Annotated in this window: 1 protein-coding gene (only partly in view); it reads right to left on the minus strand. The window is 58.0% G+C overall.

On the minus strand, positions 1–20,846 hold part of the coding region annotated (locus FJ146_09640) for a hypothetical protein (protein MBM4252221.1) (this coding region is incomplete at its 3' end). Its footprint runs off both ends of the window (16,928 nt to the left, 7,381 nt to the right); 20,846 of 45,155 annotated nt are visible.

The following is a 20,846-nucleotide window of genomic DNA, read 5'->3' on the forward strand; positions in this document are numbered from 1 at the left end:
AAGGACTTGACCGGACGTCCCTGCGCTCGCTGGGAGTACCAGGTCGACATTGCTACCTAGGGTATCTGGAGCACGGAGGCTGACGAAGTTGCTCGTGCCTTTATCGTTAAACTGAAGTTTGTTTGAAGCCACACCGCTACCTTGGATGACCATCGCGTTACTAGTCGTAATCGTAGAGGTCGTCTTGATCGAGCCCGAGATGTCGATGGTGCTGGCACCCATCAGGAGCGAGTTACCACCGATGGTGGCATCGTCTATCACTGGTGTATCGAGCGTCTTGCCGGCAAGTGTTTGCGGTGCATCTTCGGTCACAACCACACCGGTGGTCGGGAATGTTGCTACCGAGGCAACACCGATACCACCGCGCGAGGTCGGCAAGATGCCCGTTACTGCAGCTGCATTGGTTAGATTGACTGCACCAAAGGTGGGAGCACCACCACCATCCGGAACCACCAGGACTTGGTTGGAGCCACCAGGTCCTGCCATGCCCAGCGTCCCGCCGCTTGTACCGACGACGACACTGTTGGCCGTGAACGACGTGAAGCCAGTACCGCCGCGCACGACGGGCAGCGTGCCGCTCGCGATTTTAGATGCATCAACTGGGGGGACATCAGCTTCGACCAGTGTTGTGGCCGCAGTGACCCGACCTTTAGCATCGACGGTAACTTTGCTGTAGCTACCGGGCGTAACACCAGTGGTTGTTAGTTGTGGGTTCGGGTATGTGCCGGTCAAATCACCGCTCGCATTACCCGCAGCCGCAGCTCCCGACACCCAAGCGAGATTGCCGGCGCCGTCGGTACCAAGGAGTTGACCTGAGGCGCCGCTGCCGCTTGGGAGCGTTAAAGTACCCGAGGCGTTAAGGGTGTCGGGGACTTTCAAGGCGATGAAGTTACTGTTGGCTTTATCCTGGAGCACGATGCTGCGCGCATTGGTACCGTCACCGGTGACCGTCAGATTACCGTTGACTGTTTGTGCGCCCGAGGTCACAGATCCCGTCGTATTAATGACGGTCGATCCCGTGATGAGCGAGGCACCGCTGATCGTACCAGCGCTCAAGGTCGCAGTAGTTAATGTTTTGTTTGCCAGTGTCTCGACTGCGTCGCGGGTCACTACCGTGCCAATCGTCGGGAACACGGCCGACGAGGCGACGCCGATACCACCGTTAGCCGTGGCGAGAACTCCGGAGACCGCACCGGCCGATCCGAGATTCACCTGGCCGAAGGTCGGACCACTCGCGCCGACCACCAGGACTTGGTCCTGAGCACCAGCTGCCGTAGCCGTCACCGCAGAGGTGCCACCACCGACCAGGACGCCGCCTGCAGTCAGGTTGGAAGCTCCGGTGCCGCCGTTGGTCACGCCGAGGGTGCCCGCTGTGATCATGGTGGTCGAAAGTGGCGGTAAATCGGCTTGTTCGAGGGTCGTCATGCCAATGACGCGACCTTTGGTATCGACCGCAACTTTAGCATAGGTGCCGGCAGCAATTCCGGTCGCTGCGAGTTCTGGATTTGGATAAATGCCCGTCAAATCGCCACCAGCTTGACCCGTAGGCGATGCGCCGCTGACCCAGCTCAAATTACCGAGGCTATCCGTGCGCAGCAATTGACCGTTGGTGCCAAGTGCCGCCGGGAGTGTCAGGACCACGGAACCAGCAAGGCTATCTGGAGCCTTCAGGGCTACACTCTGGCTATTGTCAGCGCTATTAAGGACCACACGACTCGTTACGCCACCGGTGCCCTGCAGCGTCACGTTACCACCTGATGTGATGGAAGAACTCGTGCTGATCGCACCAGTGGTCGCAATCGTCGTAGCACCACCGATTAGTGAATTGCCCTGGACCGTGCCACCGTTGAAGACGCCACCAGTGATCGTCTTATTAGTGAGGTTGGCGACGCCCGCCTCAGTTACGACGACGCCCTCTGTTGGGAATGTTGCCGTCGAGACCACCCCGGTACCACCGTTACTCACGCCAAGGACGCCGCTCACTGCCGCCGCGTTTGCCAGATTGACCGCACTAAACCGCGGCGTACCACCACCTGGAGGCACTACCAATACTTGGTTAGCTGTACCTGGGTTGGTCGCCATCAAGGCACCCGAACCGCTACCGAGCACCACACCATTGTTATTGAAGGTGCTAGCACCCGTACCACCGTTGGTGACACCTAACGTGCCCGAGTCGATTTTGCTGGCCGGAATGCCAGGAATATCAGCCGCTACCAAGGAGGTCCCTGCGGTGACGCGCCCTTTGGTATCGACCGTGACTTTGGCGTAATCACCGGCACTGATGCCAGTAGGTGCAAGTACTGGATTTGGATAATTACCAGAGAGATCGCCGCCAGCTGCACCCATGGCGCTGGCGGGCGAGGTCCACGAGAGCGACCCTGTGCCGTTGGTTGTCAGTAGCTGTCCGTTACTGCCGTCACCGCCTGGGAGTGTGAACGTGACAGAACTCGCAACGGTGTCGGGCGCTTTGAAGCCAATGAAGTTGAGGCTGCCCTTGTCATTAAACATGATTCTGTTTGCAGCGCTGCCGCTCCCCCGGATACCAAGATCACCGACAACCGTCTGCGCACCTGAGCGGATCGTGCCCGTCGTATCGATCACGGTCGCCCCGGTGATGAGCGAGTTGCCGCTCACGGTACCAGAGGCCAATATGGTCGCATTGAGAGTCTTATTACTGAGGGTCTCGGTCGCAGCTTGCGTGACGATCACGCCGGTGGTGGGGTAAACGGCATTGGAGCTAGTTCCCGTACCACCTAAGCTCGCAGGCAAGATACCGCTTACAGCTGAAGCATTAGAGAGATCGACGGCGCCAAAGGTCGGCATCGCACCGTCAGCCGTGACGCGCAGCACCTGGCCGTTGGTTCCGGGACCAGTCGATTGGAGAGCTGAGCTGCCGTTACCGACCAGGAGGCTATTGGGTGTAAACGTGGCGACACCGGTACCACCGTTGGCAACACCAAGCTCACCCGAGGTGATCTTACTTGCAGCGATATTGGGAATGTCCGCAGCGACGAGATTCGTCCCGTAAATGGCGCGGCCTTTGGCATCGACTACCAGTTTGGCGTAAGTGCCAGCGACGACCCCACTAGATGCGAGTGTTGGGCTAGGATAAACGCCATCGAGATCACCCGTTGCCGGTCCCGTCGGTGCTGCACCACTGACCCAGGTGAGTCCACCAGTACCGTTGGTCGAAAGGATCTGGCCGTTCGTTCCCGTGCCGCTTGGCAGTGTCAGAGTCATCGACGACGCCAAGCCATCGGGTACCTTGATCGACACGGCGGCCGAGTTATCTTGATTATTGAGCACCAGTTTATTGGCAGCAGCGCCACTGCCGCGCACCGTCACATCACCATTCGCTGTCACGCTACCTACTGTAGCCGCTCCAGACGTCGCGATTACCGTGGCGCCACCGATCAGCGACGCACCGACGATAGAGCCAGACGTTATCACCGGAGCCGATAGCGTTTTGTTAGTCAGATTGCTGACACCAGCCTCAGTAACGATCACACCGGAGGTCGGATACGTAGCCGTGGAGCTGGTGCCCGTACCACCTGCACTTGCGGGGAGGATACCAGTGACAGCGTCAGCGTTGCTGATGTTGATAGCACCGAATGACGGCGTACCACCACCAGCCGGAACGCGTAACACTTGGTTAGAAGTACCTGCCGTCGTCGCACTGAGACTGCCGTAACCACCACCAATCACGACACCATTGTTCGTTAAGTTATTGACACCGGTACCACCACGGTCAACACCAAACACACCGCTGTTGATCGATGTCGTCGTTAGGCTGGGGATATCGGCGGCATCTAGTGTCGTTGAAGCCGTAACGCGACCTTTGGCATCGACCACCACTTTAGCGTAGGTACCCGCATTGACACCGCTATTTTTCAGCACTGGATTTGGATAGTTGCCGGTGAGATCACCATCGGCAGGACCGATGGGCGCTGCACCGCTGGCCCAACCAAGAGAGCCTGCACCGTTGGTACTTAGGAGTTGTCCAGCCGTTCCGTCAGCCTCTGGCAGCGTGATGGTATAAGAGCTGCCGACGGTATCGGGAGCTTTTACTTTGACAAAGTTGGTGGTGCCTTTGTCGTTGAAGGTCAGCGTATTAGCTGTGGTAGCGTTACCTTGAATGGTGACGCCACCAGCGATCGTGGCCGTGCCGATGCTGAGCGTGCCCGTGCTTGCAATCGTCGTATCGCCCGTGATGAGCGACGTGCCGTTGATGGTGCCCGAAGCGACGACGGTGCGACTCAGGGTCTTATTGCTGAGTGTTTCTGTGGCCGTTTGCGTCACGATCACGCCGCTCGCTGGGAACGTTGCCGTCGTCGTGATGCCAGTACCACCGTTAGACTTACCGAGTATGCCGGTGATGGCTTCGCTCTGCGCCAGATTGAGAGCGCCAAACACTGGGGCGCCACCACCACTCGGTACGGTCAACACTTGATAGGCACCACCGGCCGTAGTCACTTGCAAGGTGCCGCTACCGTTACCAAGCATGACGCCGTTACTAGTAAAGGTCGATGCCCCCGTACCACCACGCGCCACTGCTAACGTACCCGAGTCGATCATGGATGCTGGCAGTGACGGGATATCACTGACGCTCAAGGTCGTACCCATGGAGACTCGACCCTTGGCATCGACGCGCACCTTAGCGTAAGTGCCAGCGGTGACGCCCGTGGTCGTGAGGATTGGGTTTGGATAGTTGCCCGTTAGGTCGCCGCTGGCATTGCCGGTAGGCTCGATGCCAGATATCCAAGTGAGTGTGCCACCACCATTGGTGGTGAGGATTTGCCCCGCAGTGCCCGCAGCTGACGGCAGTGTGATCGTCATCGACGTGCCGAGGAGGTCTGGGGCCTTAAGCGTAATCGCTTGAGTGTTACTGCGGTTATTAAACACTAAACTATTGGCATTGGTGCCATCACCGAGGATCGTCACAGCACCGTTGACGTTTGCGCCACCGGTCGTGATGGTTTGGCTCGTTGCAAAGGTGACGTTACCGTCGATACGCACATCACTGAGCGTGCCACCGTTGATGGTTGGCGTCGTTAAGGTTTTGTTGGTCAAGGTCTCGCTCGCGTCACGCACGACGACCACGCCAGACGTTGGGAACGTAGCTGTCGAATCGATACCGGTACCGCCTTTAGCTTTAGGCAAGATATTCGTCACAGCATTGGCTTGAGCGAGGTCGATCGCACCGAATCTAGGTGCCGTGCCGTCACTTGGCGCGATAAGGCTTTGGTAGGGAGCACCGGCAGCCGTGGTCATCAGGCTGCCCGCGCCGTTACCAACGACGACACCGTTAGCCGTAAAGCTAGTAACTCCCGTACCGCCGCGCGTGACGGGGAACGATCCCGTGTTGATTTTCGCTGCATCGAGATACGGGACGTCGGTTGGCACAAGTGTCGTCGCACCGTAAACGCGGCCTTTGACATCGACCATCACTTTAGCGTACGTGCCAACGGCGACGCCCGTGGTGGTCAGAGTCGGGCTCGGGAACGTGCCTGCCAGATCGCCACTAGCAGGACCGGTTGCACCGCCACCAGTGACCCAGCTCAAAACTCCGTTACCGTCAGTAGTGAGCAGTTGCCCGCTGGTTCCGGCTGAACCCGGAAGCGTAAAGAGCACTTGACCCGTGACGTCACTCGGAGCGGTAAGAGCAACAGAATTTAAACTACCCCGATCGTTCAGGACGAGGCGACTCGGCACGGTACCATTGCCTTGGACAGTGACCGTGCCTTGCACCGTGGCGGCAGCGGCAGTGATCGCGCCGCCGGTTCTGATGTTGGACGCACCGACAATCTCAACGCCATTCAACGTACCGCCGTTGATGGCGGGCGTCGTCAGTGTTTTCCCCGTCAACGTCGCGACACCCGCCTCGGTGACGATGACGCCAGAGCTTGGGAACTGCGCCGTCGAGCTTATACCCGTACCACCGGCAGTTTTTGGTAGGATGTTGGTGATTGCGGCCGCTTGCGATAGATCGATCGCACCAAAGCCTGGCTGACCACCACCGGCCGGAACGACCAAGCTCTGATACGAGGTACCAACTGCTGTGGTTGCCAGCCCGCTGCTACCGTTACCAATCACAACGCCGTTTACCGTAAACGTATCGGTGCCAGTACCACCGCGACTGACGCTCAGGGTGCCTGAAGTAAGGATCGCAGTTGATAACTCCGGAATGTCGGCGACAGCGAGTGACATGGCACCAGTGACGCGACCTTTGGTATCGACGCTCACTTTGACGTAAGTGCCGAGAGCGATTCCGGTCGTGGTGAGGGTTGGGCTTGGATAATTGCCTGTTAAGTCGCCGCCAGCAGCGCCGATAGGTGCAGCACCTGTCACCCAACTAAGCACGCCCGCGCCAGTGGTCGTCAGGAGCTGACCAGCGGTGCCAGAGGAATTAGGCAAGGTCAAATTCACCGACCCGGTTAGCGTATTTGGCGCCTTGAGCGTCACGGCGTAGGTCGAGCCCTTATCGTTAAGAACCAGGCGATTTGCCGTGCTCGTGTTACCGACGACTGTCAAATCACCATTGACAGTTGTCGTTGCCATCGATGCCGTGCCTTGTGTACTGATGACGGTCGATCCACCGATGACCGACGTGCCCTCAATCGTGCCGCTCGTGATGATCGGCGCCGTCAGCGTTTTGTTGGTTAAAGTTTGCGGACCGACATCCGTCGTGATCACACCCGAAGTCGGGAAGATCGCCGCCGATGGCGTGCCCGTACCGCCGAGCGAGCGAGGCAAGAGTCCCGTCACTGCTGCGGCCTGCGATAAGTTAACCGCACCAAACGAGGGCAGGCCACCGCCGCTACCGACTACCAAGCTTTGGTAAGGCGCACCGGCTGCAGTCGAAAGTAAATTGCCCGCCCCGTTACCGAGGATGACACCGTTACTAGTAAAGTTGGTAGCGCCGGTACCACCATTTGTGATGCCGAAGACACCCGATCCGATGATCGACGCAGGCAGTGTCGGGATATCACCTGGTACCAGAGTGGTACCAAAGAAAGCGCGGCCCTTGTTATCAACGCGGATTTTCGTATAGGTGCCAGCAACGACCCCAGTCGTCGTCAGCGTCGGGTTTGGATAATTACCGGTGAGGTCACCACTGGCTGCACCGACTGGACTCGCACCAGTAACCCAGGTCAAAGCTCCTGATCCAGCGGCACTCAGTAGTTGGCCACTCGTGCCTGGACCGGTCGGTAGCGTGAACGTGTAAGATGTCGCAACCGTATCGGGAGCTTTGACGCCCACATAGTTTACGCTGCCCTTATCATTGAGCACGAGTTGATTAGCGTAAGTGCCGTCGCCTTGGACGGTGAGGTTACCAACGACGCGCGTCGCACCTGCTTGTATCGTCCCTGTCGTATTAATTGATGTACCGCCTTCGATCACTGAAGAGCCGGTAATCGTGCTTGCGGTCACCACGCCACCGCTGATGGTTTTGTTGGTCAGCGTCTCTGAAGCAGCTTCCGTTACGATCACACCGCTGGCAGGGAAGGTTGCCACGGAGACGATACCGGTACCACCGTTAGATTTAGGCAGGAGGTTCGTGACGGCAGCAGCTTGCGAGAGATCTATCGCACCAAATCCTGGTGTACCACCGTTGCTCGGCACGACGAGCGACTGATAAGCGCTACCAGCTCCGGTCGAGTAGAGATTACCAGTGGCATTGCCGATGATGACACCGTTCGATGTAAAGCTGCTAGCACCGGTACCACCAAACGGTACGCCGAACACGCCCGTCGTGATCGCAGCGGTGCTGAGTGGCGGGATATCACTGGCCACTAAAGTGCCACCGTTTAGGACGCGGCCTTTAGTATCGACTGTCACTTTTTGATAGGTTCCGGCAGCGACACCGGTGACGCGTAGACTTGGATTAGGATAGAGACCATCAAGATCGCCACCAGCAGCTCCGGTTGGCGAGGCACCAGCCACCCATGATAGGACGCCGCTGCCGTCGGTGCTCAGTAGCTCGCCGGCGTTGCCATCGGTCGTCGGTAGTACTAAATCTACCGCACCAACAACCGTATTAGGCGCCCGCAACGACACGTAGTTAGTCGTGCCCTTGTCGTTCAATATGATTTTGTTTCCTGCACTTCCCGTCCCTTGGACTGTAATCGTACCCGCTACGGTAGTGGCGCCTGAACTGATCGTGCCCGTTGTATTGATCACTGTGGATCCCACGATCAGCGATGCGCCATCAATCGTGGCGGCGCTGATGACAGGGCTAGTTAACGTCTTACCCGTCAGAGTTTCGACAGCCGCTCTGGTGACGATGACACCGTCACTCGGGAAGATCGCCGTGCTGGTAATACCGGTACCACCTTTGGTTTTCGGCAGAATATTCGTGACGGCAGCATCTTGCGCCAGGTCGACAGCGCCAAAGGCCGGTGCCCCGCCGTTACTCGGCACGACCAGAGTTTGGTAAGCTTGGCCAGGGGAGGTAGCCTGAAGACCACTTGCTGCGTTACCCAAGATGACGCCGTTGGTTGTAAAGGTTGATTGGCCCGTACCGCCGAATGGCACGCCGAAGACACCCGAAGTGATTTTGCTCGCTGTTAGATTAGGAATATCAGCCGCCACCAAAGTGGTCCCATCTGTGACGCGGCCCTTGGTATCGACCATAACTTTTTGATACGTACCAGCGGCAACACCCGTAGTCGTCAGTGTTGGGTTTGGATACGTGCCAGTCAAATCGCCGCTAGCAGTGCCCGTTGGCGCTGCTCCGCTGACCCAGGTGAGAACTCCCGAGCCCGTCGTTGACAGGAGCTGACCGGAACTACCCGCGACACCTGGCATTGTGATGGTTACCGGTGATGCGACGGAATCAGGAGCCTTAATGGCGACGTAGTTGGCAGATCCACCGTCTGTCAGTACTAAACGGCGCGCCGCTGATCCTGTGCCGACGATAGTAACATCGCCGGCGAGCGTTGCCGCGCCGGCGGTCATGTTGCCGGTCGTGTTGATCGTCGTCGCGCCAGCGATGAGTGAGTTGCCACTCATCGTGCCGGAGGTGATGGCAGGTCCTTGGAGCGTCTTATTGCTGAGCGTTTGCGTGCCGACGTCGGTGATCACCACACCGCTACTTGGGAACGTAGCGACCGACGAGATGCCGATACCACCGCGACTTGTAGGCAAGATGCCGGTCACAGCAGCGGTCTCACCGAGGTTTAGTGCTCCAAATGTCGGCGAGCCACCATCGGACGGCACCACCAGTGTTTGGTACGCCGTGCCGGCCGCAGTGGCGTAAAGGCTATCCGCATTGTTGCCCAAGATCACACCACGTGCCGTGAACGCCGTCGCCCCGGTACCACCGACACCGACGCCGACGGTACCGCTACCAATTTTGGATCCTGGTAACACGGGAATGTCGGCAACGAGCAGCGTGGTACCCACTGTGATACGGCCTTTGAGATCGACACCTACTTTAGCGTAGGTACCGGCCGCTACACCGGTAGCTGTCAGTTCTGGTTGTGGATAGGATCCCGTCAAATCACCGCCGGCGGCACCAGTTGGCTCTGCACCGGAGACCCAAACCAGATTGCCGCCGCCGGTCGTTGCGAGAAGCTGACCGCTACCGCCGGTGCTTCCTGGCAGCGTCAAGGTCAGCGATCCACTCAGGGTGTTTGGTGCTTTGATGGCAACACTATTGGCGTTGCCACTGTCGTTCAGGACTAAACTACGGGCCACGCTACTATTGCCACGAATGGTGACATCACCGCTGATGGCCGTGGCACCGGCATTGATCGTGCCCGTTGTGTCGATGACAGTTGCACCGCCAATCGTCGAGCTTCCGTTGATCAGTCCCGTCGTCAGCGTGGAGCCAGTCAGCGTTTTATTGGCAAGGGTTTCCGTAGCTTCACGAGTAGCCACTGTACCAGTGGCAGGATAAACCGCTGACGAAGCAACGCCAGTGCCACCAAGACCGACGGGCAAGACGCCGGTCACTGCTGCGCCTTGCGAAAGGTTGATCGCACCAAAAGTCGGCGTACCGCCGCCGGCTGGAACCACCAAGGTCTGATATTCCGATCCCGCAGCCGTCGAGAGGAGGTTGCCACCAGCGTTACCTATGATGACACCATTATTGGCAAAGCTCGTCGACCCCGTACCGCCGTAGCCCACGCCAAGTACGCCGCCGTTGATGATGTTGGCTGAGATGTTGGGGATATCAGACGAAGCAAGGGACGTTGCTGCCGTTACACGCCCTTTGGTATCGACGGTCACTTTAGTGTAAACACCGGCACCCACACCAGTGGTCGTCAGTACCGGATTTGGATAGGAACCGGTGAGGTCGCCACTGGCTTCTCCGATAGGCGCCACACCCGACACCCAACTCAGGACGCCGCCACCTGTGTTGCTGAGTACTTGTCCCGCGCCACCCACTGTGCCTGGCAAGGTTAGGGTCACAGTGCCAGTGACATCATCCGGCGCTTTAATCGCTACGTAGTTACTGGAACCGCGATCGTTAAGGACGAGTTTATTCGCGGCAGTCACACCGCCACGTACGGTGAGATCACCCGATATCGTGGTTGGGCCGCCGCTTATGGTACCCGTGGTGTCAATCACGGTGGCGCCACTTATCACGGAGTTCGCAGCGATGGTGCCGGAATTGATTACCGGAGCTGATAGCGTCTTATTGGAGAGAGTACCCGCACCAGCTTCCGTCACGACCACACCGGTTGCAGGGAATGTTGCCGTGGAATTCACGCCAGTACCACCGACTGTCGTCGGTAGCACTCCGGTCACCGCCGCACCAGCCGAGAGATTCAGGGGACCAAAGGTCGGTGCGCCACCGACGCTGGGCACAGTCAGCACTTGATTGGCGCTACCTGCACCTGTTGCAACTAAACTTCCGGTGTTGTTACCGAGGATAACACCGTTGGTCGTAAAGCTCGCAGCACCCGTACCACCGACCGTTACAGGAATCGTACCGCTGGCGATCGCTGTCGCTGGGAGTGGCGGGATGTCACTCATCGTGAGGGTGGTTCCCAGGTAAGCGCGACCCTTAGCGTCCACAGCTAGTTTAGCGTAAGTACCGGCCGCGACACCCGTCGTGGCTAGGGATGGGTTTGGATAGTTGCCACTGAGATCGCCGGTGGCAGGACCGCTTGGGGCTACGGACGATACCCAGTCAAGGACGCCGCCACCTGAGTTACTCAACACTTGGCCAGCGGCACCAGCCGTGCTTGGCAGTGTGAGCGTTCCTGTGGCGTTCATAGTGTCCGGTGCTTTGATAGCTAACCACCCACCGTTGCTTTTGTCTTTAAACACAACTTTGTTTGCATTGGTATCATCGCCTTGAATCGTGAGATCGCCGCGCACGGTGGTCGCGCCGCCAGAGATCGTGCCGTCAATGTCGATCACCGTCGCGCCACCGATGAGCGATGCCCCTGTGACTGTGCCACCTGTGAAGACTGAGCCCGCAATAGTTTTGGCACTCATGCTCTGCACACCAACGTCCGTAATCACCACACCGCTGGTCGGGAACGTTGCGGTCGAGTCAACCCCGGTACCACCGCGTCCAGTTGGTAAGACGCCAGTCACAGCAGCCGACTGCGACAGATCTAGTGCGCCAAACTGAGGCGCCGCACCGTTACCTGGCACTACCAGTGTTTGGTAGGCGCCGCCGGCAGCCGTCGAGTAAAGAGCACCACCGTCGTTGCCTAAGATGACGCCTTTAGCAGCAAAGCTGGTTGCACCGGTACCACCGACGCTCACTGCTACGGTCCCGCTGCCGATCGCACTGCCTGGAAGCGACGGGATGTCCGCAGCGCTTAGCGACATCCCAGCATAGGCGCGGCCTTTGGCATCAATGGCGACTCGCGCATAAGTACCAGCGGTAATACCGGTCTCCGTGAGAGTCGGAGCTGGATAGTTGCCACTCAAGTCTCCCGTTGCCGCACCGACGGGTGTCACGCCATTCACCCAACTCAGTATACCAGCACCGCTCGTGCTGAGCACAGCACCCGACGCACCGTCACCGTTCGGTAGCGTAAATGTCACCGACGTACCTATGGCGTTCGGTGCTTTAAAGGCGATGTATTTACTCGACCCGCTATCGTTGAAGACCAACTGGTTGGCCGCAACGCCATCACCGCGAACGGTCAGCGGACCGGCAAAGGTACCGGCACCGGCAGACACACTACCAGTCGTATCAATGACGGTTGCATCCGTGATTCGCGATGCGCCCGTGATGGTACTTGCAGTCACGACCGATGCACTCAGCGTTTTACGCGTCAGCGTAGCGACACCGTCTTCAGTCACGACGACGCCACTCGTCGGGAACTGTGCCGTTGAGACCACACCGGTACCACCGACACCTGTCCCGAGGACACCTGTAACAGCCGACGACTGCGAGAGATTGAGAGCACCAAAACGTGGCGCGCCACCACCACTCGGCACCGTCAGCACTTGGTAATCGCCACCAGCCGCCGTCGACAGTAAATTGCCGCCACTATTACCGATAATGACACCATTGTTAGTAAAGCTGGTAGCACCAGTACCACCTACCGTTACCGGTAGTGTTCCGTTACCAATGACCGAGGCTGGTAGTGTCGGAATATCGCTAGCAGTGAGGCTCATACCTGCGTAGACACGACCGCGGTCATCGACCGCCAGCTTGCCGTAGGTGCCAGCCGTTACGCCCGTCAGAGAGAGTATGGGATTGGGATAGCTACCAGCTAAATCACCACCGGCGAGTCCAGAAGGCCGCGCACTCGACACCCACGACAAGATCCCGGTGCCGTTAGTGGCAAGCACTTGACCGTTACTACCGTCGGTACCAGGGAGCACATAAGAGTAGGAATTAGCTAGTGTGTCTGGCGCTCTAAACGAAAGACCTTTAGTCGAATCACGATCAGTCAACGTTAGATTATTGCCGGTGGCACCGTTACCGCGAACGGTTAAGTCGCCACTGACGGTGGTGGCACCACCGCTGATCGAACCGGTGATGTTGATGGGACTACCGCCCGTGATCACGGCATTGGTGATCGTGCCACCGGTGACTACAGGGCTCGTGATAGTTTTATTAGCTAATGTTGCGGCACCCTCGGCCGTGACCACTGTGCCACTCGCCGGGAACACTGCTGTCGAGTCGCGTCCGGTACCACCACGCGAGGTTGGTAGCACACCGGTGACAGCATTGTTTTGGCTGAGATTGATGGCGCCAAATACTGGCGTACCACCGCCAGTGGGCACTGTCAGGCTTTGATATTCAAGACCTGCAGCAGTCGTGCCCAAGTTACCAGACACATTACCAACGACGACGCCGTTAGTGGTAAAGCTGGTGGCTCCGGTACCACCGACACCGACAGGTAGCACACCGCTGGTGATTTTAGTGGCCGAGATACTCGGGATATCGCCTGCAACCAGAGAGGCGCCAGTTGTGATCCGGCCTTTAGCATCGACCACAACTTTAGCGTAAGATCCTGGCACCACGCCGGTTGCACTGAGAGTTGGGGCTGGATAGAATCCCGTCAGGTCACCACTCGCTGCTCCACTAGGCCTGACGCCGGTAACCCAGCTCAGTGCACCGAAGCCGTTGGTCTGCAATACCTGGCCAGTCGATCCGTCGTTGCCTGGCAGGGTCCAAGTGACCGAGCCAGTCAAAGTGTCGGGAGCTTTCAGCGCCAAGGCATTGATAGAGCCAGCATCGTAAAGCACTAATCGTTTAGAATTGGTACCGTCTCCGACGACAGAAAGATCACCGTTGAACGATCCTGCGCCAGCAGTTACCGACCCCGTAGTGGCAATCACCGTGTCTCCGCCAATCAGGGATGCGTCGGTAATAGTAGACGCAGAGATAGTCGATGCGGCCAGCGTTTTACTACTGAGGGTCTGTTCCGCATCTTCCGTGACGACCACGCCTGACGCGGGAAACGTCGCCGTCGATGTCACGCCAATACCACCGCGACTGGTCGGTAGGATTCCGGTGACAGCGGAAGATCGGCCGAGGTTGAGAGCACCAAAATAAGGTGAACCACCGTTGCTTGGCACGACCAGAGTCTGGTAGGCAGTGCCCGCAGCTGTGGATAGGAGATTGCCGTCATTGTTACCTAGGATGACTCCGTTCGCGGCGAAGTTGGCTGCACCGGTACCACCATTAGTCACACCGAGGATACCTGATTTGATCATCGTCGTGGCCAGTGGCGGCATATCACTCGGTAGCAGCGTGGTACCTGCAATCACACGTCCCTTAGTATCGACGCGTACTTTTGCATAACTACCGGCTGCGACACCAGTAAGGGTGAGAGTGGGGTTTGGATAGGTGCCGGCAAGATCACCACCCGCATTACCTAGTGGGCGCACGCCGCTTACCCAACTCAGTATGGAACCACCGTTAGTCTGCAGCACTTGGCCTGGTGTACCGTCGCCACTGGGCAGCGTGAAGGTTGTGGATGACGCCAATAGGTCCGGCGATTTAAACGATATCGAGTTTACTGTTCCCCTATCGTTAAGAATCAGCCGATTAGCCGTTGCGGTGTTGCCCTGGATGGTGACGTTGCCGGCAAGTGTTGCAGAAGCCGCCGCGATGTTCGCAGTTGTGTTGATTTGCGCTGCCCCAGTGATGAGCGTGGAACCGCTCAGTGTGCCTGAGGTAATCACTGGCGCACTCAGAGTCTTACCGGTAAGCGTTTCGACCGCCGTGCGCGTCACAATCACGCCGCTTGTCGGGAAGGTCGCCGCAGAACTAATACCCGTACCACCACTTGCACGCGGCAAGATGCCTGTTACCGCTGCACTTTGGCTCAAGTCGACAGCCGCGAACCCAGGAGCACCGCCGCCCGCAGGTACAATCAGGCTTTGATAGGCCGTTCCTGCCCCGGTCGACAGCAAGTTACCCGTGGCGTTACCTAAAATAACGCCGTTAGTGGTGAAGCTTCCAGCACCGGTACCGCCTCGCTCGACTCCGAGTTGGCCCGCGTTGAGAATGCTGGTCGGCAAGCTTGGGATGTCAGCCACGGCTAATGTGGTGCCGTAGTAGACGCGGCCTTTGTCATCAACTGCAAGTTTCTGATAGGTACCAGCAGTGACGCCCGTGGTGGTGAGGACAGGGTTCGGGAATTCACCGACGAGGTCACCACCTGCTGGTCCTTTAGGCACAGCCCCCGACACCCAGCTCAGGGTTCCAGTGCCATTTGTTTGCAGTAGCTGACCACCGACACCGTCAGCGCCCGGAAGTGTAAACACAACATTGTTTGCAAGAACATCAGGTGCCTTCAGCGAGACAGACTTCGCTGCACCTTTGTCGTTGAGTACGAGTTTATTGGCGGTGGTGTTGTTGCCGCGGATTATGACGTTGCCTGCGACCGTCGTTGTCGCCATCGAGGCGGTACCGCTGATGTCGATATAGGTCGAGCCAGTGATCATGGCGCCGTCCAGCGTGCCCATGAGGATCGTAGGATTATCAAGCGTTTTGCTGGTCAGTGTCTGTGTTCCGGCCTCAGTGACGATCACGCCAGAGCTCGGGAACTGCGCTGTCGAAGCCACACCGGTACCACCAGCCGCAGTGGGGAGTACGCCTGTAACCGCAGCCGCCTGCCCGAGATTGAGTGGCCCAAAGGTCGGCGCACTACCGTCACTAGGCACAATCAGGGTCTGGAAGGGTGCGCCCACACCGGTCGACTGTAAGCCGCCAGCATCGTTGCCGATGACGACGCCTTTACCGGTGAAGGTCGTAGCTCCAGTACCGCCGCGACCTACTGGCAACACACCGGAGCCAATGATGGAGGCCGGCAGACTCGGTAAATCCGCAACGCTGATACTGCCACCACTTGTGACGCGGCCTTTGGCATCGACGGTAACGCGGAAGTAGCTACCCGCAGCTACACCCGTAGGTGCGAGCACTGGGTTTGGATACTCTCCTACAAGGTCACCACCAGCGGCACCGGTTGGAGCCGCACCCGATACCCAGCTAAGCACACCTGCGGCGTCGGTTGTCAGCAACTGACCAGCACCGCCGCGCGCCGCTGGCAATGTGAGATCGTAGGAATTTGCGAGGCTATCAGGCGCCTTAAGGCCGATACCTTTGCTAGTGCCCTTGTCGTTTAGGACTAAACGGTTGGACAAGGTCCCGTTACCCTCGACACTGATATCTCCCGCGATGTCTATAGCCGATGCCCTGACCCGACCGGTCGTATCAATGTTGGTTGCACCGGTAATCAGCGAGCCACCGGTGATCGTGCCGCCGGCAATGGTCGGCGCAGTGAGCGTTTTATTCGTGAAGGTTTCAAAACCCTCGAGAGTTGCCACTGTTCCCAACTGCGGGAACACAGCCGTTGATGCGACGCCAGTACCGCCGGCAGATGTCGGGAGAAGTCCACTGACGGCGCCAGACTGAGCGAGGTTAAGCGGACCAAAGCGAGGCGTGCCGCCGTCGCTGGGCACCGTCAAAACCTGATACGCCGATCCCGCACCAGTCGACAAGAGGTTAGCACCGCCGTTACCAATGATGACACCGTTGTTGGTAAAGCTGCTTGCCCCGGTACCACCATTGCTCACGTCAAAGACGCCGCTTGCGATAATCGAACTTGGTAGACGCGGAATATCAGCGGGCACCAAGCTAGTCGCCGTCGTCACTCGACCTTTGGCATCGACGGTGACTTTTGTATATTCACCCGCGGTCACGCCGGTGTTGACCAGAACAGGACTTGGATACTGACCAGACAAGTCACCACTGGCTACACCAGTCGGCGTGACGCCACTCACCCACTGAAGGATGCCCGTCCCGTCGCTGGTGAGAATTTGGCCCGGCGTGCCGGATGAATTTGGCAGCGTCAAAGTCAACGAAGTAGCAAGGTCGTCGGGTGCTTTGATAGAGACGGCGTTGGTGTTGAGGCGGTTGTTAAATACCACGCTGTTCGATGTTACGGCGTTACCTTTAACGGTCACGTTACCGTCAATCGTCGCACTTCCCGACGCAAGCGTCCCCGTCGTGTTGATAACCGTCGCACCGCCAATGACGGAGTTGCCGGCGATGGTGCTGGTGCTGACCAAAGCTCCAGCCAGCGTTTTATTGGACAAGGTTTCGCGGGCATCACGCGTTACAATCGTGCCGGTGGTTGGGAATACGGCTTGCGATGCTGTGCCCGTACCACCAAGAGTGGTAGGGAGAATGCCAGTGACGGCCGCAGGCTGACTCAAATTGAGTGCACCAAAAGTTGGTGCGCCACCACCAGCTGGAACCACGACAGTTTGATAATCACTACCAGGGGCAGTCGAGAACAAATTGCCACTTTCGTTACCAAGAATGATACCGTTGCTCGTAAACCTTGTGGCGCCGGTACCGCCTTGAGATACATCGAGCGTGCCGCTACCGATGATGGATGCCGGCAGACTCGGGATGTCGGCTACAGTGAGGGCTGCACCGGCAGTGACACGACCTTTAGCGTCAACGGTTACAGTCTGATAATTGCCTGGTGCTACACCAGTGGTTGTGAGTTGGGGCGCAGGATAATTACCCGTTAAGTCGCCACTCGCACCACCGGTCGGTGTCGCACCCGATACCCAACCAAGGCGCCCTTGACCATCGCTCTTCAGGAGCTGATCCGAGCCGCCGACCGTCGCCGGTAGCGTGAACGTCACGGTGCCGCTTAAGGTATCGGGGGCTTTGAGTTCTACGGCATTGATGCTGTCTTTGTCTTGCAAAACAAGTTTATTCGCATCAGCGCCATTACCAACAATCGTTACGTTGCCTGCAGCTCTGATCGCACCGCCACTGATAGGACCACTTGTGTCGATGACGGTGGCACCGGTCACGAGCGATGCGCCACTGATCGTACCGGCGCTAACCATGGGACCAATAAGCGTCTTATCGGTCAGAGTGGCACGTCCGGCCTCAGTGACAACCACACCTGATGACGGGAATACCGCCGTCGACTCGATACCCGTACCGCCAAGTCCACGCGGCAATATGCCCGTCACTGCGGCCATTTGCGCTAGGTTGATGGCGCCAAAAGTAGGTGCCCCGCCACCACTCGGCACCACTAAACTTTGGAACGGACTGCCCGCTCCGGTTGACAGGAGATTGCCACTGTTGTTGCCAAGAATTACCCCGTTGTTGGTAAAGCTCGTAGCACCGGTACCACCGCGGCCCACACCGATCACACCCGATGTAATCACCGATGCAGGGAGCTCCGGAATATCGGCAACCTCGAGACTGCCGCCTGCAAGGACGCGCCCCTTGGTGTCGACATACATCTTCGTGTAGCTACCAGCACTTACACCAGTGGCGGTCAGCACTGGGTTGGGATACTGCCCGCCGAGATCACCGCCTGCCGTTCCCTTGGGAGTCGCACCGCTCACCCAGTTGAGCTGGCCCTGACCATTCGTCGTCAGCAGCTGACCGTTATCACCGTCCGTTGCAGGCAGCGTCCAGGTGACACTCCCACTTAAGGTGTCGGGTGCTTTGAAGGCGACATAGTTTTCCGTACCTTTATCGGTCAACACCAGACGCTTAGCATTGGTCAAATCACCACGGATCGTGACATCACCGTCAATCGTTGCCGCTGCGGATTTAATCGTACCGGTTGTGTCGATAACGGTGGCACCACCAATAAGGCCAGCGCCTGTCAGCGTGCCGGCACTAATCACTGGACTCGTCAAATTCTTGTTACTTAGGGTAGCGACGTTGCTATCCGTAATCACCAGACCGGACTGCGGATAAGTTGCCGTCGAAGTGATACCGGTACCACCGAGGCTAGTTGGCAAGAGACCCGTCACGGCAGCTGGCTGCGCCAGATTGATGGCCCCAAATGTAGGCGTCGTGCCATCGTGTGGGACGATGAGACTTTGGTACGGTCTACCTGCAGCGGTCGATAGGAGATTGCCGTCACCGTTGCCGATCATCACACCACCAGGTGCGAAACTTGTAGCTCCCGTACCGCCCTTACCTACATCGAGTATGCCCGAGGTGATCTTGGACATGGATAGGTTCGGGATGTCGTTCACCGCGATCGTGTCACCAGAGGTGACGCGGCCTTTGGCATCGACACCCACTTTAAAGTAAGTGCCCGGAGTGACACCGGTCGCTATCAGGGTCGGGTTCGGATAATTCCCCGTCAAATCTCCACCGGCACTGCCAATAGGCGCAGCACCACTTACCCAAGTTAGCGCGCCGTTTCCGCTCGTGCTAAGTAGTTGACCGGTCGTGCCGGCGGCATTTGGTAAGGTCAAAGTCAACGTGCTCGTCATTTCGTCGGGCGCTTTGATCTCGTAGCCAAAAGTCGTCCCACGATCGTTGAGGACTAAACGATTAGCAGTTGCGCCGGCACCTTCGATCACGATGTTGCCGCGTGACGTGATGCGACTTCCAGCAATAGATTGCGCGGTGTCAATGACCGTGTTGCCCGAGATGGTCGTACTACCGGCGATCGTCGCGTCGTTGATTGCGGGACTTTCCAGTGTCTTATTGCGAAGAGTCTCCGTGCCATCTGCCGTGACGATCACGCCAGATCCTGGGAACACTGCCGTCGACTCGATACCCGTACCACCGAGACGTTTAGGTAAGATCCCGGTGACAGCCTCGGGTTGCGCCAGATCGACTGCACTGAAGACTGGTGCGCTGCCGTCTGCTGGGACCGTGAGGCTCTGGTAGCGCGAGCCTGCAGCGGTCACTTGCAGCGCACCGTTAGCATTACCGAGCATGACACCGTTGCTAGTAAATGTAGAAGCTCCAGTACCACCATTGGTCACACTCAACGTGCCGTCGCTGATAATCGACGCCGGCAAGCTCGGGATATCGGCAACGACTAAGGACGTGCCGCTGACCACCCGACCTTTGGCATCAACGGTCACCTTGCTATATTGACCAGCAGTGACTCCCGTCGATGCAAGCGTTGGGTTCGGGTAATTGCCGACGAGATCACCACCGGCCGTGCCCGACGGCGGTGCTGACGACATCCAGGTTAGCTGGCCGCTGCCGTTGGTACCCAGGAATTGACCGAGCGACCCATCACCGGCAGGTAAGGTGAAGGTCGTCGAACCTGCAAGGACGTCTGGTGCTTTGAGCGAGACCGCATTGACCGAGTCTCTGTCTGTAAACACCATTTTATTTGATGTTGCGGCGTTACCTTTAACCGTGATGTTGCCATTGGCGTTGATCGTAGTTGCCGAGACGCTGCCAGTAGTGCTGATGACGGTAGCTCCCGTGATCACCGAATTACCGGCCAAGGTACCAGTCGTAATCAGCGGGCTTGCCAGCGTTTTATTGGTCAATGTTTCCGATGCGTCTTGCGTGACGACGACACCAGCACTAGGGAAGGTCGCTACCGAACTGATCCCGATACCACCACGACTGGTCGGCAAGACTCCCGTCGTGGCAGCCGTTTGGCTAAGGTTAATTGCACCAAAAGTCGGAGCGCCACCGGTGCTTGGCACTACTAAACTCTGGAACGCGACTCCCGGTGCCGTCGAGAACAGGTTGCCGCCATCGTTACCGAGGACGACACCATTGTTGGCAAAGCTTGTGGCACCCGTACCACCGACGCCTACGCCGAGGACGCCGCTACTGATTTGTGATGCAGGCAGTTGCGGTATGTCGCTGACCACGAGAGTGCTGCCCGCCAACACGCGGCCTTTAGCATCGACGGCAACTTTTTGATAGGTGCCCGCAGCAACACCAGTAAACGTTAGCTCAGGACGTGGATAAGAGCCTTGCAAATCGCCAGTTGCTGCACCTGCTGGAGCTGAGCCAGAAACCCAAGTTAAATTTCCGGCACCGTCTGTTGTGAGCAGCTGACCAATAGCTCCATCGGTGCGCGGCAGGGTGAAGGTGGTCGACCGCGTGAGGTCGTCCGGAGCTTTGATGGAGACGGCATAAGACGTACCGCGGTCATTAA

It is taken from the genome of Deltaproteobacteria bacterium, from assembly GCA_016874735.1.
Classification (GTDB): Bacteria; Bdellovibrionota_B; Oligoflexia; order Oligoflexales; family CAIYRB01; genus CAIYRB01.